Origin of the sequence: Saccharopolyspora terrae (genome assembly GCF_004348435.1) — a bacterium.
GTDB lineage: Bacteria > Actinomycetota > Actinomycetes > Mycobacteriales > Pseudonocardiaceae > Saccharopolyspora > Saccharopolyspora endophytica.
This window is the reverse complement of record NZ_SMKS01000002.1, coordinates 179,628-203,780: the sequence shown is the minus strand read 5'-3', so window position 1 is coordinate 203,780 and position 24,153 is coordinate 179,628. Positions and strand designations below refer to the sequence as shown.

At 68.8% G+C, this 24,153-nt stretch carries 23 protein-coding genes; 12 read left to right on the top strand and 11 right to left on the bottom strand.

The features are described 5' to 3' along the window. Window positions 1–17: 17 nt before the first annotated feature. Both E1181_RS02745 and E1181_RS31255 read right to left on the bottom strand, forming a co-directional pair. Window positions 18–599, bottom strand: a complete 582-nt coding sequence (locus E1181_RS02745) for a DUF2269 domain-containing protein (RefSeq protein WP_207921984.1) — start codon at window positions 597–599, stop codon at window positions 18–20. After that, window positions 599–757 carry a hypothetical protein gene (locus E1181_RS31255; protein WP_165944502.1) on the bottom strand — a complete coding sequence of 53 codons (159 nt, stop codon included), beginning with the start codon at window positions 755–757 and terminating at the stop codon, window positions 599–601. Before E1181_RS31255 ends, E1181_RS02745 begins: the two co-directional genes overlap by 1 nt. A 97-nt stretch (window positions 758–854) precedes the next feature. Here E1181_RS31255 and E1181_RS02740 point away from each other — a divergent pair, with 97 nt between their 5' ends. Continuing rightward, a complete protein-coding gene (locus tag E1181_RS02740) occupies window positions 855–1,421 on the top strand; it encodes a TetR/AcrR family transcriptional regulator (RefSeq protein WP_132672268.1) in 567 nt (188 codons plus the stop codon). A 15-nt stretch (window positions 1,422–1,436) separates the two neighbouring features. On the opposite strand, the gene E1181_RS02735 is transcribed toward E1181_RS02740, so the two are convergent. Continuing rightward, window positions 1,437–2,192 (bottom strand): TVP38/TMEM64 family protein, encoded by a 756-nt coding sequence (locus tag E1181_RS02735; RefSeq protein ID WP_132672267.1) that lies wholly within the window; start codon window positions 2,190–2,192, stop codon window positions 1,437–1,439. A gap of 271 nt (window positions 2,193–2,463) precedes the next feature. Between E1181_RS02735 and E1181_RS02730 the strand changes: the two genes are divergently transcribed. The 3 genes from E1181_RS02730 to E1181_RS02720 all read left to right on the top strand — a co-directional run bounded on the left by E1181_RS02730 (window position 2,464) and on the right by E1181_RS02720 (window position 6,687). Further along, entirely contained in the window at window positions 2,464–2,955 is a 492-nt protein-coding gene (locus E1181_RS02730; RefSeq protein ID WP_132672266.1) for a hypothetical protein, read from the top strand. Between the two features lie 226 nt (window positions 2,956–3,181). After that, window positions 3,182–4,186, top strand: a complete 1,005-nt coding sequence (sbnA, locus tag E1181_RS02725) for a 2,3-diaminopropionate biosynthesis protein SbnA (protein ID WP_328590824.1) — start codon at window positions 3,182–3,184, stop codon at window positions 4,184–4,186. Next, on the top strand, window positions 4,183–6,687 hold the full coding sequence (locus E1181_RS02720; protein WP_132672264.1) for an MFS transporter: 2,505 nt from the start codon (window positions 4,183–4,185) through the stop codon (window positions 6,685–6,687). The genes sbnA and E1181_RS02720 overlap by 4 nt, the downstream gene beginning before the upstream one ends. A gap of 136 nt (window positions 6,688–6,823) precedes the next feature. On the opposite strand, the gene E1181_RS02715 is transcribed toward E1181_RS02720, so the two are convergent. The 8 genes from E1181_RS02715 to E1181_RS02680 form a co-directional block, all read right to left on the bottom strand. Next, on the bottom strand, window positions 6,824–9,139 hold the full coding sequence (locus tag E1181_RS02715) for a heavy metal translocating P-type ATPase (RefSeq protein WP_132672263.1): 2,316 nt from the start codon (window positions 9,137–9,139) through the stop codon (window positions 6,824–6,826). Between the two features lie 14 nt (window positions 9,140–9,153). After that, window positions 9,154–10,110, bottom strand: coding sequence for a hypothetical protein (locus tag E1181_RS02710; protein WP_132672262.1), 957 nt, complete (start codon window positions 10,108–10,110; stop codon window positions 9,154–9,156). Between the two features lie 55 nt (window positions 10,111–10,165). Next, window positions 10,166–10,372, bottom strand: a complete 207-nt coding sequence (locus E1181_RS02705) for a heavy-metal-associated domain-containing protein (protein ID WP_132672261.1) — start codon at window positions 10,370–10,372, stop codon at window positions 10,166–10,168. A 29-nt stretch (window positions 10,373–10,401) separates the two neighbouring features. Continuing rightward, window positions 10,402–10,683: a metal-sensitive transcriptional regulator gene (locus tag E1181_RS02700; RefSeq protein ID WP_132672260.1), complete on the bottom strand. Its 282-nt coding sequence runs from the start codon at window positions 10,681–10,683 to the stop codon at window positions 10,402–10,404. Between the two features lie 151 nt (window positions 10,684–10,834). Continuing rightward, the gene (locus tag E1181_RS02695) at window positions 10,835–11,056 is read right to left on the bottom strand and encodes a heavy-metal-associated domain-containing protein (RefSeq protein WP_132672259.1); all 222 of its coding nucleotides are present in this window, start codon (window positions 11,054–11,056) and stop codon (window positions 10,835–10,837) included. Between the two features lie 20 nt (window positions 11,057–11,076). Next, window positions 11,077–12,129: a sulfite exporter TauE/SafE family protein gene (locus tag E1181_RS02690; RefSeq protein ID WP_132672258.1), complete on the bottom strand. Its 1,053-nt coding sequence runs from the start codon at window positions 12,127–12,129 to the stop codon at window positions 11,077–11,079. A 105-nt stretch (window positions 12,130–12,234) separates the two neighbouring features. Continuing rightward, window positions 12,235–12,690, bottom strand: coding sequence for a hypothetical protein (locus tag E1181_RS02685; protein WP_132672257.1), 456 nt, complete (start codon window positions 12,688–12,690; stop codon window positions 12,235–12,237). Window positions 12,691–13,218: 528 nt separating this feature from the next. Then, entirely contained in the window at window positions 13,219–14,010 is a 792-nt protein-coding gene (locus E1181_RS02680) for a GH25 family lysozyme (RefSeq protein WP_235875812.1), read from the bottom strand. Window positions 14,011–15,357: 1,347 nt separating this feature from the next. Between E1181_RS02680 and E1181_RS02675 the strand changes: the two genes are divergently transcribed. The 8 genes from E1181_RS02675 to E1181_RS02640 are packed head-to-tail and all read left to right on the top strand — an operon-like array spanning window position 15,358 to window position 24,123. Continuing rightward, entirely contained in the window at window positions 15,358–16,542 is a 1,185-nt protein-coding gene (locus tag E1181_RS02675; protein ID WP_132672255.1) for an ROK family transcriptional regulator, read from the top strand. A gap of 56 nt (window positions 16,543–16,598) precedes the next feature. Further along, the gene (locus E1181_RS02670) at window positions 16,599–17,750 is read left to right on the top strand and encodes a Gfo/Idh/MocA family protein (RefSeq protein ID WP_132672254.1); all 1,152 of its coding nucleotides are present in this window, start codon (window positions 16,599–16,601) and stop codon (window positions 17,748–17,750) included. After that, window positions 17,747–19,252, top strand: coding sequence for a sugar ABC transporter ATP-binding protein (locus tag E1181_RS02665; protein ID WP_132672253.1), 1,506 nt, complete (start codon window positions 17,747–17,749; stop codon window positions 19,250–19,252). The genes E1181_RS02670 and E1181_RS02665 overlap by 4 nt, the downstream gene beginning before the upstream one ends. Then, complete coding sequence (locus tag E1181_RS02660; protein ID WP_132672252.1) at window positions 19,249–20,250, top strand: ABC transporter permease; 1,002 nt, start codon at window positions 19,249–19,251, stop codon at window positions 20,248–20,250. Before E1181_RS02665 ends, E1181_RS02660 begins: the two co-directional genes overlap by 4 nt. Before the next feature lie 34 nt (window positions 20,251–20,284). After that, window positions 20,285–21,337, top strand: a complete 1,053-nt coding sequence (locus E1181_RS02655) for a substrate-binding domain-containing protein (protein WP_132672251.1) — start codon at window positions 20,285–20,287, stop codon at window positions 21,335–21,337. 17 nt (window positions 21,338–21,354) lie between these two features. Next, a complete protein-coding gene (locus tag E1181_RS02650) occupies window positions 21,355–22,113 on the top strand; it encodes a ThuA domain-containing protein (protein WP_207921982.1) in 759 nt (252 codons plus the stop codon). Window positions 22,114–22,142: 29 nt separating this feature from the next. Further along, entirely contained in the window at window positions 22,143–23,153 is a 1,011-nt protein-coding gene (locus E1181_RS02645; RefSeq protein ID WP_132672250.1) for a sugar phosphate isomerase/epimerase family protein, read from the top strand. A gap of 19 nt (window positions 23,154–23,172) precedes the next feature. Then, entirely contained in the window at window positions 23,173–24,123 is a 951-nt protein-coding gene (locus E1181_RS02640; protein ID WP_132672249.1) for a sugar phosphate isomerase/epimerase family protein, read from the top strand. The last annotated feature ends 30 nt before the right edge of the window (window positions 24,124–24,153 follow it).

Here is a 24,153-nt window from a genome sequence, read left to right as displayed (position 1 = left end):
CTAGCAGCGGACTTGGTCTACGACCGCCTCAGCTTGGCGAGGCCGTGCCGACTCTTGTGCCGCGTCGGCCTGAGAGCCGGAGTTCGCGGTGCGCCGGGCGCCGCGCTGCTGCTGCGGCGCCATCCGTGGCGGGTCAGGCCGCGCGGTTTGAACACCGACAGACCGATCGCGACGAGCAGCACCACCCCCGCGGCGCCGGCGTCGGCGAGGACCTGGATCTGCGTGGCGGTGTGGGCACCGGTCAAGCCGGATTCGGCTGCCAGGTCCGCCAGGTGGCTCACCGGCCGCATGTGCACGAGCAGCACCGCGGTCGCCAGCACGGTGATCAGGAGCTTCAGCAGGACCCAGTAGTGCCGGAACGAGCCCCAGGACGTGCCCAGCGCCTGAACGAGACCGGTGATCAGCGAGGCGACGCTCAAGGGCACGAGGACGTACCAGCCCGTCAGCTCCATCGCGAGGTATGCCGCTCGCGTCAACTCGGCATCGCCGCTCGACAGGCCGGCGATCGCGAGGGCGAGGAACGCTCCCACCGCCCCGAGCCAGCCGACGGAGAACGCGACGTGCGCGGTCAGCGCGACCTTGCGCACCCCCGGAGGCATCACGGCAGGTGGCTCCCCATGCCGCCGCCCGCGAGGTGCACCACCACGAACAGCACGAGCAGGGCCAAGGCGACCAGGGCGAAGATCTTCACCCAGCGCGGGGTCGCGTGACCGTCGCCCGCGTCGCGGTCATCGGTGGGCAAGGGTGCGTCAGCCATGCCGTGTCCTCGGTGCTCGCTTCGTCGTATTTTACGATACACGGTGTCCATGCCACGACGTCACGTGTCGGTCGGGACGGGGCGTATAGTCATCGGCGTGCCGAGGTTGTGGAACGAGACGGTGGAGGCGCACCGGCGCGAGGTCGGTGGCGCGATCCTGGACGCCACCGCGGAGCTGGTGGCCGAGCAGGGCCTGCGCGCGGTCACGATGTCGCAGATCGCCGAGAAGGCCGGCATTGGACGAGCCACGCTCTACAAATACTTCCCGGACGTCGAGGCGATCCTCTTCGCCTGGCACGAGCGCCAGGTCTCCGAACACCTCCAGCACCTCGCCAAGATCGGCCACGGCGCGGGCAGCCCGGGTCAACGACTCAAAGCCGTGCTGGAGGAGTTCGCGCAGATCTCGCAGCAGCGGCACGGCACCGAACTCGCCGCGCTGCTGCACCGCGGCGAGCACGTCGCCGACGCGCAGCAGCACCTGAACCACTTCATCCAGCACCTGCTGGCCGAGGGGGTGCGCACCGGCGAGTTCCGCGACGACGTAGCACCCGGCGAGCTGGCGAACTTCTGCCTCCACTCGCTCACGGCCGCCGCCAGGCTGCCGTCCAAGGCGGCCACGCGACGACTCGTCGCGGTCACCATGGCGGGACTGCGCCCCGACTGACCGATCGCAGCCGTGTCAGTGCTGCGAAGCCGTGCCCTCGGCGCAGTCCTGGCCAACACGTGGCGAGGATCGCCCGTGCACCAGTCGTCGCGCACCCCATCCCGCACAAACCACGAAGGCCACCGCGAGTGCCAACCAGATCGCGGGCATCCAGCCGGCACCGGCGGCCAGGGCGTTGCCTGCGGTGATGTAGGCGATGTTGGCGGGCAGCGTGCCCACAGCGGTTCCTGCGAGGAACGGCAGCAAGCGCACCCGGGTCACACCGGCGCCGTAGTTGACCACGCCGTAGGGAAGCACGGGGAGCAACCGGCAGATCACCGTTGCCGTGAAACCTCGCCGCGCGAAGGCGGAATCCAGAGCGCCCAACCGCCCCTTCCTGAGCAAGGGCGCAAGGGCCTCGCGCCCGAGCAGCCGTGCGATGCCGAACGCCAGCCCCGCCCCCAGCACGGTGCCCGTCACCACTACGGGCACGGCGACCGGCAGGGTGAACAGGATTCCGGCGATGGCGGACAACGCGGGCCTCGGCGTGAACACGAGTGCGGCTGCTCCGAACAACAGCACGAACAGCAGGGGCGTCCAGGCGCCGCTCTCGCCGCGCCACGTCCGGATGTCCAGCAGTGGCGTATCGGGCCCGAGCCACCATCCGACAGCCAGGGCGACCACGAGCCCGATGACGAGGACGGCGAGACGCAGGAATGGCGAGCCGGCCACGGCTGAGATCTTCCTGATCGAGGACATCATCACTGCTCGCACCCAGCGCTTGAAGCTCAACGCGTCGACGTTCGACGACGGCCGCCCACTGTAGCCGTTGGTAGCGCCGCCAGGCGCCTTCCGCGTGGCACCCGCCCGCCAAACCCTCCGCCCTGCGTCTGGATACGCGCCCCCGGTATGCCGGGGTTGTCCCGACCGAACGGTTAAACCTCACCTGATTCGAGCTCGCTGTGCACCGATTTCCCAACCCCGACATCAACTCCCGGATCCATCGTGTGAGAGTGGGCATACCGCTTCGCGACCTCTCGACGACGTCTCTAGTGTGGTGCTCGTGAAGGCATCAACGGCACGGCAACACGGTCTGGGGAAGTGGCTCGCACTTCCCCTGCTCGTGCTGGGCTTTCTCCTCGTTCCCCTCGTGCTTCTGCCGGCACACGCGCTTCCCGGGCACGCGGCGATGATGTCGCTGTCGAATTCGGCGAGTTCGCACCACGGTGACGCGGCCGGACACACGCACGACCACGACACCCACCTGCCCGCGGTCTCAGATGCAGCCGCCACCAGCCATAACGGCGATCAGGACCACGGGGCCCCGTATTGCGATGCCGGGCCGGATTACAGCGCCGCCGCGCTCACCAGGCAACTCAATACCCCTCACGACCTGGGCTTTCTCCTTCTTGCCCTGGCTTTCGCCGCGACCGCGGTCGCAGCGCTGTTCGCTGAGCCCGCGTGGGCTCCGCGGCTTCGGCATTGGTCCTCCCGTCCACCGTGGAGACAATCCGGAACTTCTTTCCTCCACTTCGCGTGCATCGCACGAACCTGATTCCCGCATCGGACTCCCATCCGGGTAAATCACGGGCGAACTCTCCCTGAACGCGCACTTTCGTCGTGTTCTGCCTTCGCCTGGCTGAATTCGTCTGCCTGGACGGGACGTCCTTTCGCGCGACGGTGACGCGACCCGGCTGGATCCGGTTTTTGGGGCACACCTGCGTCGTCGTGTGCGCATCGGTTCACGCTTTCCGCTCTTTTCACCGCGGTGGCGCCCCGACGTGCGCCCCGAAACTTGGAGGTTCGCAGTGATCCACGATTCGGTGATCGGTTGTGTCGGCTCAACCCCGATGGTGCGACTCAGCCGCTGCTTCCCCGAACCCGACGTGGAAGTACTCGCCAAACTGGAGATGCTCAACCCGGGTGGCAGCATGAAGGACCGCCCGGCGCGGTTCATCATCGAACAAGGGCTGGCCGACGGGACGCTGCGTCCCGGGATGCGGCTGGTGGAGAGCACCTCCGGCAACCTCGGCATCGCCCTGGCCATGGCAGCCGGATTGCACGGCCTGTCGTTCACCGCCGTGGTCGATCCCAAGACCTCGCCGACGAACCTGCGCCTGCTGGAGCTCTTCGGCGCCGACGTGGAGATGGTGACCGAACGCGACGCCGCGGGCGGATACCTGCACTCCCGCGTTCAACGCGCGAGCGAACTGGTGGCGTCGCTCCCGAACGCGACCCAGATCAACCAGTACGCCAACGACCTGAACTGGCGCTCCTACCACGAGACGGCCGGCGAGGAGATCCTCGACGCCGTCGAAGGACCCATCGACTACCTGGTGGCAGCGGTCTCCACCACCGGCTCCATCCAGGGCATCGCGCGACGCCTGCGCAAGGACCACCCGAACCTCAAGGTCATCGCCGTCGACGCCGTCGGCTCGGTCATCTTCGGCACCCCCTCCGCGCCGCGACAGATCCCGGGCTTCGGGGCCAGCCGCGTGCCCGAGATCTACGACCCGGAGGAGATCGACGATGTCCTGCACGTCGCCGACGCCGAGTCGGCCGCCGGGTGCCGACGGCTGCTGGCCACCGAGAAGGTCTTCGCCGGCGGGTCCTCGGGCGCGGTCATCGCCGGAATCGAGCACCTCGTCTCCCGCCTGGAGGGACCGGCGCGCATCGTGACGGTGCTGCCCGATCGCGGTGAGCGCTACCTGGACCTGGTCTACGACGACGAGTGGGTCGCCAACCTGCCCGACCCGTGGCAGGAGCCCGAGGTGGTGTCACCGTGACCCGCACCCTGCAGACCCAGCCCCCGGGCAACGCCTCAGAGGATCACGCCGGTTCCGCCCGCGGTCGCGGGCAGAACCTCCTCCTGCTGTGGGCCGGACAGTTCATCAACACCGCGGGGCTCATGATGCTGGTGCCGATCATGCCCTTCTACCTGGAGCAGATGGGCACCACGGGTGTTGCCGAGACCCAGACCTGGGCCGGGGTGGCCATCGCCGCCCCGGCCCTGGCCCTCACGGTCGCCACCCCGCTGTGGGGCCGCTTGGGCGATCGCATCGGCCGCAAGTGGATGGTGGTGCGCGCACTGCTGGGCTTGGCGGTGGCCATGGTCGTCATGGCCACCGCCGGCACGCCCCTGCTGCTGGTGGCCGGGCGGTTGCTGCAAGGCACGCTCGGCGGTGTCGTCGAGGCAGCCGCGGCGTTCGCCGGCTCGACCGGCACCGACGAGAAACGCGGCTCAGCGCTGGGCAAATCCTTCAGCGCCACCGCCGCGGGAGCACTGGTCGGCCCCATCGCCGGTGGTCTCGTCGTGGGTTCGGACGGCTTGCAGCAGCTCATGTTCGCCATCGCAGCCGCCGCAACCGTGCTCGCCCTCGCCAGCGCGCTGGGCCTGCGCGAACCCGACAGGGCTCCCGCAGACGCGGTACGCAAGGACCAACCCGGGCGACCCCGTCGCCGTGCCTCGATCATGCAGGTTCCCGGCGCCGCGGCGCTGGCACTCGCGGCGATTGGCACCTACTTCGGCGTCTACGGCCTCATCCCCATCTACGCCGAACACATCCAAGGCGTCGTCACCGACCGGAGCACGGCCAGCACGTGGGTCGGCGTCCTGCACTCGGTGATGTGGGGCGCGACCCTGCTCGGCTCGTTCTGGTGGGGCAAGCACAACGACCTCACCGGACGGCCGTTGCGCACCTTCGCGCTCAGCGCCGCCGGGTGCGCGGCGGCCATCGCCCTCGTCTCCCTGCCGCTGGATCCTCTCGCGATGATCCCGTTCCGGCTGGTGCAGGGCTTGTGCTTCGCCGCGCTCGCCCAATCGCTGTTCCTGCACTTCAGCCGGCACGCGCCCGGTGAGCACAAGAGCGCGTTCGTCAGCACGGCCAACAGCTACCTGCTCGTGGGGCAGTCCGCCGGTCCGCTGCTGGCCGGCCCGCTGGTCGGGTTCGTCTCGACGCCCGCTGCCGTGCTCGTCATGGCGGGCGCCTGTGGCCTCGGGGCGTTGTTGGCTCTGAAACCCTGTCTGGCTGAGAAACCCGACCACGACCTCGACGGAGACCCCGAGGGTCATGGGGACACGGAACTCGTCGAGATCGAGTCGGCCGGGCCGATCCGGGCCGTCACCTCGCCACGCAACGGCGTGTCTGTGGCCCCGTTCCGCGGCTGGCACATCGGCTCACGCCACCTCGGTTCCCTCGCGGCCCGCTACGCCACGCCGTGGAACCCCCACGCGGCCTCCGGCGAATCCGGCACCCTGACCGACTGGCAGCGTCGCGGCGTGATCCTGCAGGATCGCCAACCCGCGTTCTACGCCTACGAGCAGACCGGACCGCGCGGAAACCTCCGGGGAGTGCTGGGCGCAGTGCACCTGGACAGCGGGCTGCGCACCCACGAGGAGATCATCCCCGAACACGCCGCCGAACTCACCGGGATCATGGACCGCGGCCGAATGAACCTCGACCCGGCCCTGCTCGGGTACTCCGGCGATGGCCGCACGACCCGACACCTCGCCGGCCTCGCGCGGCAAAAACCGGTCACCGACGTCCTGGCCGACGACGGTCAGTCTCATCGGCTCTGGCCCATCACCGACCACGCGACGCAAGACGAGATCATCGCCGAGCTGAACACGCGCACGGCCTTCATCGCCGACGGCCACCACCGCTACGCCGCCGCCCGGCAACACCGGCGCTCGGCCTACGCCAACTCCCAGGGGCCCGGCCCGTGGGACTACTTCCCGGGCCTGCTGGTCGACGTCACCGCAACTCCCTTGCGGCTCGCCCCCATCCACCGGGTCCTACCCCACCTCGACCCTCACCACGCGCTCCGAAACGCCTCATCCCAATTCCGCGTACACCCGCTGCACGGGTCACTGACGCACTGGCTCGCCGCGCTCAAACGCCACGCACGCACGGGCCCTGCCTTCATCCTGGCCACCCCGCGCGGCGGTTTCCTGCTCACCGAACCACGACCCCGGTTCCTGGACATCGCGCTCAACGGCACCCCACCACCGCTTCGTTCAATGCACGTCGCGGTACTGGACTCCGCTCTGCTCAAACACGTGTGGCGCATTCCCGACCATCCCAGGCACGTTGAGTTCGAACCCCACGCCGCCACGGCCATCCAAACAGCGCGACGCACCGGAGGAGTCGCAGTCCTCACCAACCCGCCGACCCAGCACGACCTCACCACCGCCGCCACGTCAGGACTCCGCCTCCCCCGCAAATCGACGTCGTTCGGACCCAAACCACATCCCGGCCTGGTGTTCCGGACGCTCGACGACCAGTAGGGAAACGGCTCACCTCAACACAATTGGCCTTCATCCCGCTGCCCCCCTTTGGGGAACACCGGGATGAATCGGAGATCCGTTGCCCCACAACGAGACTAGCGGCCGGGATGACATTCCCGGCCGCCAGCCACGTCAGTCAGCCGTGTGACGTCGCCGCCATCGCCGGTTCACGGGTCTGGCTACCCATCGCCGGGACATCCGTGATGGAGGAGCGGAAACCACGCAACCGCAGGCTGTTGGCGACGACGAAGGCACTGGAGAACCCCATCGCCGCACCGGCGATCATCGGGTTCAGCAGCCCGAGAGCCGCCAGCGGCAACGCGGCCACGTTGTAGGCGAACGCCCAGAACAAGTTGCCCTTGATCGTCGCCAACGTGCGCCGCGAGAGCCGGATCGCATCCACCGCCGCCCGCAGGTCGCCACGCACCAGCGTGAGGTCCGAGGCCTCGATGGCGACATCGGTGCCGGTGCCCATCGACAACCCGAGGTCGGCTCGAGCCAGCGCCGCGGCATCGTTGATGCCATCGCCCACCATCGCCACCACGCGTCCTTCCTGCTGCAAGCGCGTGATGACCTCGACCTTGTCCTTCGGCAGGACTTCGGCGATGACCTCGTCGATGCCGACCTCGCCGGCCACGGTGCGGGCGACCGTCTCGTTGTCGCCGGTGAGCAGCACCGGCCTCAACCCGAGTTCGCGCAGTTGCGAAATCGCCTCCGCCGAGCCCGGTTTGACGGTGTCGGCGATCTCGAGGACGGCGCGCGCGGCACCGTCCCAGGACACCGCGACCGCCGTCCGTCCCGCCCGCTCCGCGGTCCGCCGCGCGGTGACGAGCTCATCCGGCAGCGGCTGGCTCCACTGCTCCAGCAATGCGGGCCGTCCCACCAGGACCGCGTAGCCGTCGACCACGGCCTGCACACCCAGGCCTTCGGTGTTGCTGAACTCCTCCACCGCCGGGAGCTCACCCACTCGTTCCCGAGCGCCGCGCGCGATCGCCTGCGCGATGGGGTGCTCAGAGGCGTGTTCTGCCGCACCGGCCAAGCGCAACACGTCATCCTCGTCCACCCCATCGGCGAGGTGGACGCCGACCAGGGACATCTGCCCGGTGGTGACGGTGCCGGTCTTGTCCAGCACGACGGTGTCGATGCGCCGGGTGGACTCCAGCACCTCGGGGCCCTTGATCAGAATTCCCAGCTGCGCACCGCGCCCGGTCCCGACCAGCAACGCGGTGGGCGTGGCCAGCCCCAACGCGCAGGGGCAGGCGATGATCAGCACCGCGACAGCTGCGGTGAAGGCCGCGGTGGCCCCACCACCGGCACCGAGCCAGAACCCGAGCGTGGCGATCGCCAGCGCGATCACGATCGGCACGAACACCGCCGAGATCCGGTCGGCCAACCGCTGCACCTCGGCCTTGCCGTTCTGGGCGTCCTCCACCAGCTTCGCCATCTGCGCCAGCTGCGTATCGGCACCGACCCGCACCGCACGCACGACCAGCCGGCCTCCCGCGTTCACGGTCGCACCCGTCACCGCGTCTCCTGCGGTGACCTCGACCGGCACCGATTCGCCGGTGAGCATGCTGGCATCGACCGCCGAGTTGCCGTCCTCGACAACCCCGTCGGTGGCGATCTTCTCGCCCGGACGCACGATGAAGTGATCGCCGACGGCCAGTTGTTCGATCGGGATGCGCTGCTCGCGTCCGTCGCGGAGCACGGCGACGTCCTTCGCGCCGAGTTCCAGCAGCGCCCGCAGCGCCGCCCCCGCACGGCGCTTGGACCGCGCCTCGAAGAACCGCCCCGCGAGGATGAACGTCGTCACGCCCGCGGCGACTTCGAGGTAGATGTTGCCGTCCCCGGCCATGCGCTGGACCGTGAGCTCGAAGGGATGGGTCATGCCCGGGGTTCCGGCAGTGCCGAACAGCAGCGCGTACAGCGACCAGAGGAATGCCGCCAGGGTGCCCATCGAGATCAGCGTGTCCATCGTGGCCGCGCCGTGACGCAGGTTCGTCCACGCGGCGCGGTGGAACGGCCACGCGCCCCACAGGACAACAGGAGCGGCCAACGTCAGCGAAATCCACTGCCAGTAGGTGAACTGCCACGCCGGCACCATCGCCAACGCGATCACCGGAACGGACAACGCCGCGGACACGATCAACCGGTCGCGCAAGGCGCGCACCGGATCATCCGGTTCGCGCTCCTGCTCGCCGCTCGCATCCGGAGTCGGCAGGGTCGCTGTGTAGCCGGCCGCCTCGACCTGCTCCACGAGCTGCTGCGGGTCCAGGCCGGGAGGCAGGGACACCTTGGCCTTCTCGGTGGCGTAGTTGACGGTGGCGGTGACGCCCTCGAGCTTGCCGAGGCGCTTTTCCACCCGGGCCGCGCACGAGGCGCAGGTCATGCCGCCGATTGCGAGTTCGATCTCCCGGCCCGCCAGGCTCGGGGAATCACTGAGCTTGCTCATCGAGGTTCTCCTGTTCACCCGTGGCTTCCGTGGCCGTCAGCGGACGGCGGCTGCGGCTGCTGGCTCGCGGTCGGACCCGTGTCGACCGTGAACTCCGCGGTGCGGACTTGGCCCTGGTGCTGGAAGTCGAGGAAGAGCCGGTAGGTGCCCGCGGAGGGAACCTCGGCCCGGAACGTGATCTCCGGGCCCGCCGGAGTGCGGCCATCGCCCGGGGCTCCCTCGGGATGCACGTGCAGGTAGGCGAGATCGCCCGTGCGCAGCGCGACCAAGTGCCCGTACGCGGCCAGGTAGGGCTGCAGATCGGTGACGGGCTGGCCGTTCTTGCTCACCGTCAGCGTGACCGGAGACGATCGCTTGGCCGAGAGCTGCCCGTCCAACTTGACCTGGTAGCCGTCGACCTCCGCGATGCGAGAGGGCGCATGCGCAACCGGTTCGAAGGCGCCCGGCGCGTTCACGTCGAGCCCCAGCGTCTGGTCCGCACCGCCGGTCGGGACGAAATCAGCGAAGACCCGGTAGGTACCCCCGAGGGGTAGTCGCATCGGCACGTTCCAGGTGCCGTCCGGGCTCATCTCCGGGTGCAGGTGCTCATAACCGGCCGTGTCACGGCGGACGACGATCAGGTGCATCCGCTTGTCGTGCTCGGCCTCGAAGCGCGTCACCGGGTTCCCGTCGGGGCCGGTGATGCGGAAGGAGAAGTCCTCGGTGCTGCCCGGCGTGATCGTCGTCGTGGTGGACGTGAGGGTGTAACCGTCCCTGGTCGACGCGAGCCCTGCCGGGAAGTGGTACTGCGTGGCTCCCGCGACGGTGCCGCTGTGGTTGTCCCCGCTGCCGGCGTGCCCAACGCCGGGGTGGCCACTCTGCGCCGCGACGCCGGTGGTGAGGGGACCGACTGCGGATCCGGCCGCCCACGCCCCGCCGAAGGCGAGCGCGAGCACCGCACCGTAGGCGGAGAGCTTCGCTGCTGTGTTCATTTTTCAACCCCTTTGCGGTCCGGGCCCGCTGGGCGGGCCCTCCTCGGGCTGAGCCCTACTGAGCCAGCTCGTAGCCGGCCACTTCAACGGCGCTGCGCACCGCTGCCTCGCTCAGCGACGCGTCGCTGGTGACGGTCACGGCACCGGAGGGCAGATCGACCGCCACGTCCGACACACCGTCGATCTTGTTGATCTCCTCGGTCACCGACGCAGCGCAGTGCCCGCAGGTCATCCCGGTGACCGTGTACTTCGTTTCCGCCATGACAGTTCCTTCCCGGTGGTGAATGGGTGCTACGAGCGAACGAGACGAGCGATCGCCTCACTGGCCTCGCGGATCTTGGCGTCCGCGGTCTCGCCGCCTTCGGTCATCGCTTCGGCGACGCAGTGACCCAGGTGCTCGTCCATCAGCCCCAGCGCCACCGACTGCAAGGCCTTGGTCGTCGCACTGATCTGCGTGAGCACATCGATGCAGTACTCGTCGTTCTCGATCATCTTGGCCAGACCACGAACCTGGCCCTCGATGCGACGCAGCCGCTTGGCGTAGGCGTCCTTGTCGTGGGTGTAGCCGTGCATGTCCCCACCTGAGTCGAATCGGTCGTCACGTTCGAACCGAACATACCCCTAGGGGGTACGGGTAGTCAACGGCTCGAACGCCCCGCACGATCGGTCTGGGGTGGTGGGGCCGTCGTCGACCCCACCACGCAGCGCCGTCCGGTCGCTCGGGTCAGCCGACGGGCTCGGCGCGGTACCCGACCTCGGCGATCGCAGCGATGACGTCGTCGGTGCTGGACCTGGCCAGGTCCAGTTCGACGACGCTGCGGCCTGCCTTGACCGAGGTGGTCGTGGTGTGCACGCCGGGCAGGTCTTCGAGCACGTCGTCGATGAGCAGGCTGCAGCTGCCGCAGTGCATGCCGCTGACGCGGAAGGTGACAGTGGTGGTCGACATCGAGGTTCTCCCCTCCTCGGTCAGGCGGCGGTGAGGGTGCCGGTGTACATGCCCATGCCGCAGGAGTACGCCACCGGCCCCGGCGGGAGTGCGCCGAGCTCGACGGCGGTGGCTCCGCGGACCGGCAGGATCTTGTCGACGTTGCGGTCCGGGATGATGAACGAGCGCACGCAGCCCTGGGCGTTGTCCGACTGGATGACGAGCGTGGTCGGCATGCCCGCGCGAACCTGGACCTTGGCCGGACTGTAGGCGCCGGTGGTCGCGGTGATCACCACGGTTTGGTGGCCGTTCTGGACCGACACGGTGCCCGCGGGCGGCGGTTCCTCGGCGGTGGCGGCTTGGGTGAGGCGGCTGGCCGCCAACGGGGATCCGGCGAGTTCGAGCCCGCCGTTGAACGTGTAGAGACCGGTGATCACGACGACGACGCCGGTGAGCACGGCGAGCCGGCCGCGCCAGGCGGTGGCGGCTTTGCGCGCGAGGTAGCCGAGCAGGGCGAACAGCGGGCTGGTGCCGATCACGAACACCGCCATGATCACCGCGCCGGTCAGCGGTGAACCGGAGGCGAGGGCCAGCGCTTCGACCGAGAGCGTCACGCCGCACGGGATCAGCACGCTGACCACCCCGAGCAGGGTCGGTGCCGCCGCCGACTGGGAACGGGAGCGGTCGCGCACGATCCGCATCCAGGACAGGGGCGGTTCGATGACGATGTTGCGGAACCCGGGCACACCGAGCTGCGCGAGACCGAAGGCGATGATCACGGCCCCGGCGAGCAGCTGAATCCACGTGCGCAGGCCAGCCGACAGCTGCGCGACGCTGCCCAGGGCACCCAGCAGGGCACCGAGGATCGTGTGCGAGACGAGCTTGCCGGCCAGGAAACCACCCACCGGCGCTAGATCGTCAGCAAGGCGGCCCAGTGCGCTTCGGGACTGGAGGCGGGTGCCGCCGAGGTCCGAATCTCGGTCGGTGATGCGACGCTGGCGGGAGATCATCCCGGCCAGCAGGCCGCCTTGCACGGCCGCGCAGGACACCCCGCCGGCCAGCAATCCGGTCAGCAGAACAGCGATCAGATCCACGAAGAAGACTCCTCCGAACGAAGTGAGGGAAAAGAAGCCGCGCGACACAGGCGCGCTCGGTCACCGCACGGGTACGAACCGTGCGGTGTCGCCGACGGACTTCTTCTACGTTCGGAGGATGCAGAGCTGAATCAGGCTCGGGCGCAACGGCGCACAGGGCTGAGCCTGAGGACCGCTGCGCCTCAGAATGCGCGTGCCGAGCGGGATCAGCGAGCGGCGTAGCAGCACCAGGGCCCCGAGCATGGTGACCAACAGCGTCAAGCAGGTCATCAGCAGGGACTCGCCCGTGGACTCATCGTCGTTCGTGACGTGAATCGTGTCTGCTGCGGCGCTGGGCGTGACAGCGCTCGAATCGTGGTTGCCCGGACCGTGGACAGGCCCCATACCGGCCATGTCGCTCACGGCCTGGTCCGCGGTCGCCGTGAGGTGCACCGCGGGCATCATGCCGTCAGCGCACTGCGGGGCGTGCATGAGCGCAAATCCCGCGACCACCGTGAGAACTGCGATCAGCCGCGCGAGGGGGCCTCGCGCGGCTCGTACCCAACGGTTCGGGTTCACCATCGCCACGGAGGTTACCGCCCTCGTCCGCCAGGCCGCCGAAGACCGGGGCCCTGCACACGCCGCGGCGGTTCCTCATGACGCATGACTGCACTGCCGGACCCACCTCAGCCCATGTGGACGCAGCACTGGGTACGGCTGACACTGCGTCCAGGGGGTGAATCGGCGACTGAAGCGCACGCCCACTCGCACGGCGGACCTCATGCTCCGCCCCGAGATCGCTGGCCTGACCATGTCCGGGTCCAGCGTGATCGTCGCAGTCAACGCCCTCACCCTCAAAGGCCTCCGCCTACCCGAAGCAGCGCAGACCACGATGGCCACCCGTCACTGAGTGGCCATCAAGCTCCGGTCCCGGGCAGGCAGATATCACTGGAGCGATGGTGGTGGTCGGATTCCCCGAACCCGCGACACACCGCGGTTTCCAGCCTCAGCCCTCGCGGACAACGAGCGCACGACAAAGCGGGCCGCCGGAATTTCCCGGCGGCCCGCTTCGGGCGGAGCTTCTCATTCCGCGGTGCAGTCGTTCAGATCTCAGCGCGCCAAGCGCTCCAGGCGAGCGAGACCTTCCTTGTACTTGTTGAGGTCCGTGTTGGTGTTGATGCCTGCGACCTTGCCCTTGCTGGTGTACTGCCAGAAGTCCCAGTCACCGAAACCGTTCGGCACAGACGGGTTGTCGACATCGTAGGAAGCCAGCCACAGCGCGTGGTTCCCGAAGGCGTCCGAACTACCCATGCACTCCCGCCAGAACGACGGGTTGGCGTAGATGATCGCGTCCTTGCCGGTGCGCTCCTTGACCTTCTCGTTGAACGTCTTGGTCCACTGCTGCATCTGGTCGACCGACAGCCCGTAACAACCACCGGCCTTCGGATCGACCTCCAGGTCCAGCACCGGCGGGAGGGTCCTGCCGTCAGCCTGGTAATCAGCGGTGTCCAAGAACCGCTCGGCCTGCTCCTCAGCTGAGGACGAACCGGGCCTGGCGAAGTGGTAGGCACCGGCGATCAGGCCGGCGTCCTTGGCTCCGTGGTACTGCTCGCCGTAGCGCGGGTTCGTGAAGCTGGTGCCGTCAGTCGCCAGCACGAAGGTGAACTTCTTGCCGTCGGCTGCGACCTGCTTCCAATCGATGTCACCGTTGTGGTTGGACACATCGATCCCCTCGACCGGCGGTCCCGGCGGCGCTTCGGGCTCGGCCTGCGTGTCGGGCGCAGTCGGAGCAGCCGCCGGTTCCTGCTCGGGGACGGCGGGAGCAGGTGGGGCCGCCTGCGGCTCTGGCTTGGGGGGGTCGGCCTGCTGCGGGACCGATGGGGCTTGGATCGGAGCTTGCAACGCGGCATCCTGCACCTTCGGCTCCGATTGGCCGGAGCTGCCGCAGCCCACCAACAGACCGATCACACCGACAGCAGCGACTGCCACACCGGCCTGCGCCGCACGCCTCCGCGATGCGCGAGCAACCAGTCCGGGGAGTTTGTCGCGGATCGCGGTCGGGTGCGGCGCGCCCCTCTCCCGGAAGTGCCGCGCTACCGGTGCTTGCCCACGGGAATGATCGTTATGTTCGGGGTTCTGGGATTCGTTCCTATGTTCGGGGATCACGCACCCACACTTCAGCACGCAGCGTGACCACACCTCGCGGTTTCTACGCATTCGAATACCTGGTTTTGCCCGATTCGACCGAAAGGTTTGGACAACAAGGCGACGGACAGTAACGACGCTCTAGCGCAGTGCAGCGACCATGGCGGCCACACGTCGACGCACGCGGAGGCAGGCTTTCAGGAGGCCGGAAGCGACGGCTGCATACCGACAGGGCTCGGTAGCGTCGGGGCTGCTGTGGGGCGCGACCCCGCCGCGGTCGTAGGTGATTCACGCGGTGGCCCGCGCCACTGAGCACCGGAACCTGCGCGGTCAGCAGACAGTGTTGCCGCAGCAACAGGAGGGGCGAACAGGAGATCAACTGCACCGACGTCGGCTGCCACGATGACGTCGCGGATCGTCACCTGCCCCTCGCGTCTCCAAGGCGCATGGCGCACCCGGGCTTCGAGTGCGCTGGCTCCAAGACGGACGCGGACTTGCGCGAAGGACTCCGTGAAGCCAAGTTCCACACGACGATCACCCGCCCCACGGTCGACGACGTGTGCAGGCGGCAATGTCCCCGCCCTTCGCTTCTCAGCTGGCGCCTTCGCCGCCGGGAGCCGAGCGGGGCTTCCGCGGTGGACCGGAGAGCGTGCGACGGATTTCCAGAGTTCGGAGCTGGCGTCGCCAGCAGGCGCCTCGGCCGCCGCTGATGTCGTGGAGGACTCCGGGAAACCAACCTCCGAACATCCGGACGTCCTCATTCCTGTTGCGCGAACGGCTCAACCACCACAGGGCCACCAAGCCGATACTGATGCTGAGGCAGTCAGATCATTCAGATAGGCCTTCCGGCCGTCCCACGCGCGCCTCGACCGTGGTCACTCTACGGAGTTTGCCCAGGTGAAGCCTGTTTCTACTGTGGACGAAACAGTTTTGGGCGTGTGGTCGGAATTCCTTGGCGCGCAAGCTTCTTCGCCGCGCGGGAGGACTTCTCCGCGGGGTGCGGCCGTTGGGGTGACAACGTTGGTTCTCCCTTGACCGCAAATGCGGCATTTAACCTACTCTGTGACGAACTTCATTCGCTCTGTGCAAGAAGTGGAGTAGCCGGTGCAACCGGAAAACGCTCACCAAGCCAGGGTTCTGACATCGTTGCGGCGCGACGGGCCGCAGGCTGCCGTGGAGTTGGCCGCTCAACTCTCGCTGTCGCGCTCCAAGATCGGGCAGGAGTTGGCCCGGTTGGAGGAGATGGGGTTCGTCGAACGGGCCGGCAAGGCCGAGTCGCGAGGCGGTCGCCGCTCCGGACTGGTCCAGCTCTCCGGGCGGCTCCGGTTCGTCGGAGTGGACATCGGTGCCACGTCGCTCGACGTCGGTGTGATCGACGGCCGACTCGACATCGTCGCGCAAACCAGCGAGGTCATCGACATCGAGGCCGGGCCGGAGCCGATCCTGGGCCGTGCCGTGGAGATGATCGGGAAGTTGCGCGCAGGTGGGCATCTGCCGAGGCTCGACGGCATCGGCGTCGGCGTGCCGGGACCGGTCAGCTTCCGCGACGGGTACACCGTCTCCCCGCCGATCATGCCCGGCTGGGACCGCTTCCCGGTCCGCGAGCACGTCATGCAGCAGTTCGACTGCCCCGTCCTTGTCGACAACGACGTCAACCTCATGGCCGTGGGCGAGATGTACAGCGGCCTCGCCCAGTCCGTGGCGGACTTCCTCTTCGTCAAGATCGGCACCGGCATCGGTTGCGGCATCATCACCGGACATCGCGTGTTGCGCGGCAGCAACGGCAGTGCCGGGGACATCGGGCACATCGCCTTGCACGACACCGGCCCCGTGTGCCGATGCGGCCGAACCGGCTGCCTCGAAGCGTGTTTCAGCGGCGCGGCGCTCTCGCGCGACGCCACGGCACTCGCGCGAGGCGGAGAATCGCCCGGGCTGCGCGACCTCCTCGTCGGTCGCCAGGTGCTCACCGCCGAGGACGTCGGCGTCGCCATGCGCGCCGGGGACCCGCAGGCTCTCGGACTGGTCCGCGACGGTGGACGTCGACTCGGACGGGTCCTGTCCGGGCTGGTGAACTTCTGCAACCCCGCGATGATCGTCGTCGGCGGAGGCGTGTCGAAGCTGGGCCACGTGCTGCTGGCCGAAGTGCGCAGCGAGTTGTACCGGCGCTCGACCCCGCTGGCCACCAGCAGTCTTCCGATCGTGCTGTCCGAACTCGGCGACAACGCCGGAATTCTCGGTGCCGCCGCGATGATCAGCGATCACGTTCTCGGCGTTTCTCCGGAGTCGTGACCCCCTTTCGCTCGGCGGACGTCCGCATCGCGGCTCCGCGAGACCCAGGAGGACGGATGAACACACTTGGAGTCGCACTGGTGGGCCACGCGTTCATGGGCGCGGTCCACTCCCAGGCCTGGCGCACCGTGGGACGGGTCTTCGACCTTCCCGCCCGACCGGAACGAGTCGTGCTCTGCGGGCGCCGCAAGGACGCCGCAGCGTCGGCGGCAGCGCGGCTGGGCTGGCGGGAGTGCAGCGACGACTGGAAATCCGTGCTGATGCGCGACGACGTGCACATCGTCGACATCTGCACCCCGGGAGACAGCCACGCCGAGATCGCCGTCGGCGCGTTGGAGGCCGGCAAGCACGTGCTGTGCGAGAAGCCGCTGGCCAACTCGGTCGCCGAGGCCGAGGCGATGGCCGAGGCGGCCGACCGCGCCCGGCGCAACGGGATCCTGGCCATGGTGGGGTTCAACTACCGGCGCGTTCCCGCGCTGGCCCTGGCGCGGTCGTTGGTGCAGCAGGGGCGACTCGGGGAGATCCGGCAGGTCCGCGCGCACTACCTGCAGGACTGGCTGGTCGATCCGCAGGCACCCCTGAGCTGGCGGTTGCGCGCCGAACGCGCCGGGTCCGGCGCCCTGGGCGACCTGGGCGCGCACATCGTCGACCTCGCCCAACACCTCGTCGGCGACGAGATCGTCGCGGTATCGGGTTCCGTGGAGACGTTCGTCGGCGAGCGGCCGCTGCCCGACGAGCCCGCCCGAAGAGGTCGGGTGACCGTCGACGATGCCGCGCTGTTCACCGCCCGGTTCCGCGAAGGCGCACTGGGCACCTTCGAAGCCACCCGGTACGCCACCGGCAACAAGAACGGCCTGCGCATCGAGGTGAACGGGAGCCGGGGAAGTCTCGCCTTCGACTTCGAGTCCATGAACGAGCTGGCCTTCTACGACGGCACCGACCCCGCGGACGTCGCGGGCTACCGGCGCATCCTGGCCACCGAACCCCAGCACCCGTACCTGGAAGCGTGGTACCCGCCGGGACACGTGCTCGGTTACGAGCACACCTTCGTTCACGAACTGCGCGATTTCATCACCGCAGTGGCCGACCGCTCGACGCCGAGCCCGGACTTCGCCGCAGGACTGCACGTGCAACGGGTGCTCGACGCCGTGCAACGCAGCGCCGCGCAGCACAGCCGGTGGACCCCGGTCCTCCAGGGGGAGAGATGAGTGAGAACACCGTTCTGCTGGTGATGTCCGGCATCGTCAAGGACTTCCCCGGCGTGCGCGCGCTCGACGGCGTCGACCTGCGGGTCCGATCAGGGGAGGTGCACTGCCTGCTCGGGCAGAACGGTGCGGGCAAATCCACCCTGATCAAGGTGCTCTCCGGGGCTCATCCTCCGGACGGAGGCTCGATCGAGTGGCGGGGTGAGGCCGTCGCCCTGGGCTCGCCGGCCGCGGCGCTGCGGCGCGGTATCGCGGCGATGTACCAGGAGCTCGATCTCGTGCCCGGCCTGAGCGTGGCGGAGAACATCTTCCTCGGACACGAACCCGCCAGCGCGGGCTTCACCCAGCGCGGCAAAGCCCGGCGCGCGGCAGCGGAGTTGATGGCCCGGTTGGGGCATCCGGAGATCACCCCCGACGAGCCCGTCGGCGAGCTGTCGGCGGCGGCGCGGCAACTGGTGTCGATGGCCCGCGCTCTGGGCCACGAGGCGAAGCTGATCATCATGGACGAGCCCACCGCGGCGCTGTCCGCGGGCGAGGTCGACAACCTCTTCCGGATCATCGGGGAACTGACCGCCGACGGTGTCGCCGTCGTCTACATCTCCCACCGCATGGAGGAGATCCGGCGCATCGCGGACCGGGTCACCGTGCTCAAGGACGGCCGCACGGCCGCGGTGGGGCTACCGGTCGCGGAGACCTCGACCAGCGAGCTGGTGGCGCTGATGACGGGAGGGGAACCTCCCGAGGTGGAGGCCGGAGGCAACACCGCGACCGATCGACCGGTGCTGGAAGTGCGGGGATTGCGGCGGCGCGGCGAGTTCGACGAGGTGAGCTTCACCGCGCACGCCGGCGAGATCGTCGGCATGGCCGGGCTGGTCGGGTGCGGTCGCAGCGAAGTGCTGGAAACGATCTTCGGCGCCCGCGTTCCCGACTCCGGTCAGGTCCGGGTGGACGGCCGCCAGGTGAGCACCGGCAGCATCAGCGCCGCGGTGTCAGCAGGGATCGGACTGACTCCGGAGGAACGCAAGAGCCAAGCGCTGCTCCCGCAGATGGCGCTGTCGGAGAACGTGACGCTGGCGTCGTTGGCCGGGCACAGCAGGTGGGGATTCACCCGACGCGGAGCCGAGCGCGCCGACACCACCGACGTGGCCGAGCGGCTCCAGCTCCGCCCGGCCGACCCCGCCCGGCCGATCTCCACGTTCTCCGGCGGCAACCAGCAGAAGGCCGTGATCGGCCGATGGGTCCTGCGCGGCTGCCGGGTTCTCCTGCTCGACGAACCCACCCGAGGCGTCGACGTCGGCGCGAGGGCGGAGATCTACGCGCTCATCCGGCAACTCGCCGCCGACGGCTTGGCGATCGTCGTCGTCTCCAGCGACATCCCGGAGGTGCTGGCGCTGGCCGACCGGGTGCTGGTGCTGCGCGACGGCGCCGTGGTGCACACCGCCGCGGCAGGTGAGATCACGGAGTCCAACGTGCTCGACATGGTCATGGAGGCACCGTCGAGATGAACGAACGAACCCTCACCGCACCGACCACGACCACTGCGTCGAAGCTCGTCCGTTGGTGGTCGCGTGCCGACATCCGGTTGACCGCGCTGTTCTTCGTCCTGATCGCGCTGTGCGTGGTCGGCTACGCGACCAGGCCGGACGCCTTCCTCACGGAAGGCAACATCTCCACGGTCTTGCGCCTGGCCGCCGCGATCGGCGTGGTCAGCGTGGGCATGACGTTCGTCATCTCGGCCGGCGGCATCGACCTGTCGGTCGGGTCGATCGTGGCCCTGTCGAGCGTGTGGATGACGACCTGGGCCACCCAATCCTACGGCGCGGGTGTGATGGTGCTGTGCGCGCTGCTCGTGGGCGCCGGATGCGGCCTGGTGAACGGGCTTCTGGTCGCCTACGGGCGAGTGGTGCCGTTCATCGCCACGCTGGCGATGATGGCCTCCGCGCGCGGCCTGGCCGAACGCATCAGCGGACGGCAGACCCAGGTCGTCGACGCCCCGGGATTCGGGGCGCTGTTCAAGGGGCACCTGCTGGGCGTGCCCGTGCTGGTCTGGATCTTCGCGATCGTGTTCGTCGCGGGCTGGATCCTGCTCAACCGCACCACGTTCGGCCGCCGCACGCTCGCCGTCGGCGGCAACGCCGAGGCGGCCCGACTGGCCGGGATCAACGTACGCCGGCACACCGCCCTGGTGTTCGCGCTCGCGGGCCTGTGCTGCGGCATCGCCGCACTCATGGTGGTGGCCCGGACGACCTCCGGTGCCTCGACCAACGGTCTGTTCTACGAGCTCGACGCGATCGCCGCCGTGGTCATCGGCGGAACCCTGCTCTCCGGCGGGCGCGGCAGCATGGGCGGAACCCTGCTGGGCGTGCTGATCTTCACCACGCTCAGCAACGTCTTCACGCTCAACAACCTGGAAACCGACATCCAGAACATCGCCAAGGGCGTGATCATCGTGCTCGCCGTGCTCGTCCAGGCGCGATCCCGGCGCCGAGCCGGCACCCCCTGACATACACCACCCCACCTCGTGTCGTGGAGGAACCATGTCCGTGCCCGAAACGTCCCGCCGAAGACTCCTGTTCGGCTCAACGGCCATCGGCGCGTCCGCGGTGTTGAGCGGATGCCTGGCCAACAACCCACCGCAGCAGGAGAACCAGGCCGCCGTCGCCGCGGGCGGTGACAACGCCGCCCCCGGAAAGCACGTGACGATCGGGTTCTCGGCGCCGGCCGCCGACCACGGCTGGATGGCGGCGATGACCACCTACGCCCGCGCCCAGGCCGAGAAGTTGCCGGACGTGACCTTCCGGCCCACCGAGGGCGGCTCGGACGTCAGCCAGCAGATCGCCCAGGTCGAGACGCTGATCAACGCCAAGGTCGACGTGCTCGTGGTGCTGCCCGCCGACGGCAAGGCGATGACCGATGTGGCTCTTCGCGCCACGCGGGCGGGGATCCCGGTGGTCAACGTGGACCGGGTCTTCGACTCCCCGGACGCCTACCGGGTGTGGATCGGCGGCGACAACTACGGCATGGGCGTCAACGCCGCCGACTACATCGCCGCCGAGCTCCGGCGAGCCAACGTGGCCAACCCGATCATCGCTGAGATCGCGGGCACCGATTCGCTACCGCTCACGCAGGAGCGCAGCGCGGGCTTCCGCGACGGGCTGGCCCGGCACGGCTTGAAGGTCACGCGCCGAGTGGCCGCCGAGTTCACCGCCGAGACCGGTGAACGACAGGCCACCAACCTGCTGCAGGCCGCCTCGCACCTGGACGCCGTGTGGAACCACGACGACGACCAGGGCATCGGGGTGGTGTCGGCGGTCGAGGCCGCCGGGCGCGAGGAGTTCTTCATGGTCGGCGGCGCGGGATCGCGTCAGATGATGGACCGGATCAAAGCGGGCAACGGCGTGATGCGCGCGACCGTGCTCTACAGCCCGTCGATGTGCTCCTCGGCGATCTCGCTGGCACGACTTCTCGCGCAAGCACGCGGTGTGTCCGACCTGGCCGAGCACGAGGTCCCGCGTTCGGTGACGACCTATTCGGCCGTGGTGACCCGGGACAACGTCGACCAGTACCTCGACGTCGGGTTCGCCTCCTGAATCGAGAGGAGCTCAGCATGCGAACCACCACACTCGCCGCTCTGGGAATGCTGCTGGCCGGCACGCTGGCAGCACCCGCGTGGGCGGCGGCACCGGAACCGGTCGACCAGCCCACCGTGCTGGTCTTCTCCGAGACCGCCGGCTACCGGCACGCCTCCATCGAGTCCGGGATCGCCGCCATCGAGGAATTGGGGCGGCAGAACGGGTTCCACGTCGAGTCCACTGAGGATTCCGCGCGGTTCACCGACCAGGAGCTCGCCCGCTACGACGCGGTCGTGTGGCTGTCCACCACCGGTGACGTGCTCGACCAACCGCAGCAGGACGCCTTCGAGCGCTACATCCGCACCGGCGGCGGGTACGTCGGCGTGCACGCCGCAGCGGACACCGAGTACGACTGGCCGTTCTACGGCGAACTCGTCGGCGCGTACTTCGCCGGCCACCCGCACATCCAGCCCGCCACGGTCCGCGTAGAGGACCACCGCAACGACTCCACCGCGCACCTGCCGAACCGCTGGGAGCGCACCGACGAGTGGTACAACTACGGCACCAGTCCGCGTCCCGACGTGCACGTCCTGGCCGCGCTGGACGAGCGCACCTACGACCCGGGCGACACCGCCATGGGCGGAGACCACCCCATCGCCTGGTGCCACGAGGTGGACGCTGGTCGCGCCTTCTACACCGGTGGTGGCCACACCGACGAGTCGTACTCCGAACCCGATTTCGTGCGCCACGTGCTCGGCGGCATCCGCGTCGCCCTCAACCGCGCGACGTGCTGAGCAACCCCGACGACGAGGAGTGAGCAAGGATGGGACGTTCGGTCACGCTCTTCACCGGGCAATGGGCTGACCTGCCGTTCGAGGAGGTGGCCCGGCTCGCCTCGGAGTGGGGCTACGACGGCCTGGAGATCGCCTGCTGGGGCGATCACCTCGATGTGTGGCGCGCCGTCGAGGACGACGCCTACCTCCAGTCGCGCGTGGACATCCTCGAGCGGTACGGACTCGGTGTGTGGGCGATCTCCAACCACCTCAAAGGACAGGCGGTCTGCGACGACCCGATCGACGCCCGCCACCGGGCCATCCTGTCCGACCAGGTGTGGGGCGACGGCGATCCGGAAGGCGTGCGGCAGCGCGCCGCCGAGGAGATGAAGCACACCGCGCGGGTGGCCGCCAGGCTCGGTGTGAACACGGTCGTCGGATTCACCGGCTCGGCGATCTGGAAGTACGTCGCGATGTTCCCGCCGGTGCCCGCCGAGTTGGTCGAGGCCGGTTACCAGGACTTCGCCGACCGGTGGAACCCGATCATGGACGTCTTCGACGCCGAAGGCGTGCGGTTCGCCCTCGAGGTGCACCCCTCGGAGATCGCCTACGACTACTGGTCGACCGTGCGCACCCTCGAAGCCATCGGGCACCGGGAGGGCTTCGGCCTGAACTGGGACCCCAGCCACATGGTCTGGCAGGACATCGACCCGGTGGGTTTCCTCGTCGACTTCGCCGACCGGATCTACCACGTCGACTGCAAGGACACCAAGCGCAACCTCGGCAACGGACGCAACGGCAGGCTGGGATCGCACCTGCCGTGGGCCGACCCCAGACGCGGCTGGGACTTCGTGTCCACCGGTCGCGGCGACGTGCCCTGGGAGGCGTGCTTCCGGGTGCTCAACTCGATCGGCTACGAGGGCCCCATCTCCATCGAGTGGGAGGACGCGGGCATGGACCGCCTGCGCGGCGCCCCGGAAGCGCTCAGCTTCGTGCGCGATCAGCTCTTCGACCCACCGGACGCGGCATTCGACGCGGCCTTCAGTTCTCCGCAGACGTAGAACGAAGGAGTTCAAGACGATGTGTTTCGGTTTCAACGGTGAAGCGGCGTTGGCCCAGTCCCTGGGCGCCACACGACTCTCCCGGCGCAGCGCGCTGCGCACCGTCGGCGCGCTCGGTGCCGGTGTGCTCGCGACGGGCGTAGCCGCGCCAGCCGCCCAGGCAACTACGGGTTCGGCCGGCGCGCCGCTGGTGCCGCCTGGGCAGATCAGCATTCAGCTGTGGACCATGCGCGCAGCGCTCGAGGGTGATCCCGGTTTCGACGAAACCCTGCGCGGCATCGCCGGGATCGGCTACCCCAAGGTCGAGCAGGCGCTCGGCTACTTCGGCCGCACCGCAGCCGAATTGCGCACCTTCTACGACAGCATCGGAATCTCGGCGACGTCGAGCCACGACGGGATCTCCGACAGCGAGTCGGCGTTGCGGACCAAGATCGACAACGCCGCCACCCTCGGCCAGTCGTTCCTGGTCGTGCCGTACCTGGACTCCCCGAACCGGGACGACTGGAAGCGGTGGGCCGAGGCGATGAACCACGAAGCCGAGGTCGCCAGAGCGGCCGGGCTGCGCTACGGCTACCACAACCACGCCCACGAGTTCACCACCGATCTGGGCGGCGTGACGCCCTGGCAGGTGCTGACCTCCGAACTGGATCCGGCTCTGGTGCACCTCGAACTCGATCTCTACTGGGCCGTGCGCGGTGGCATCGAAAGCGGTCAAGGCGCGAACGACCCGGAGGGCTTCGCCATCGACGTCATCCGGTCCGCGCCGCAGGCGGTGCTGCAGTACCACGTCAAGGACCGGCATCCCGAAGACGGCGACATGGCCGACCTGGGCACCGGGCACATCGACTTCGCCCGGATCTTCCGGGCGCACGCGGTGCTGGAGTACGTCGTGGAGAACGACACTCCCGACGTCACCCCGCAGCAGACGGCCGACGTCGGCTACCGGTACCTGCGCGCGCTGAGCATCTGATCGGCACCGATACCGCGCAATTCCTCCTTT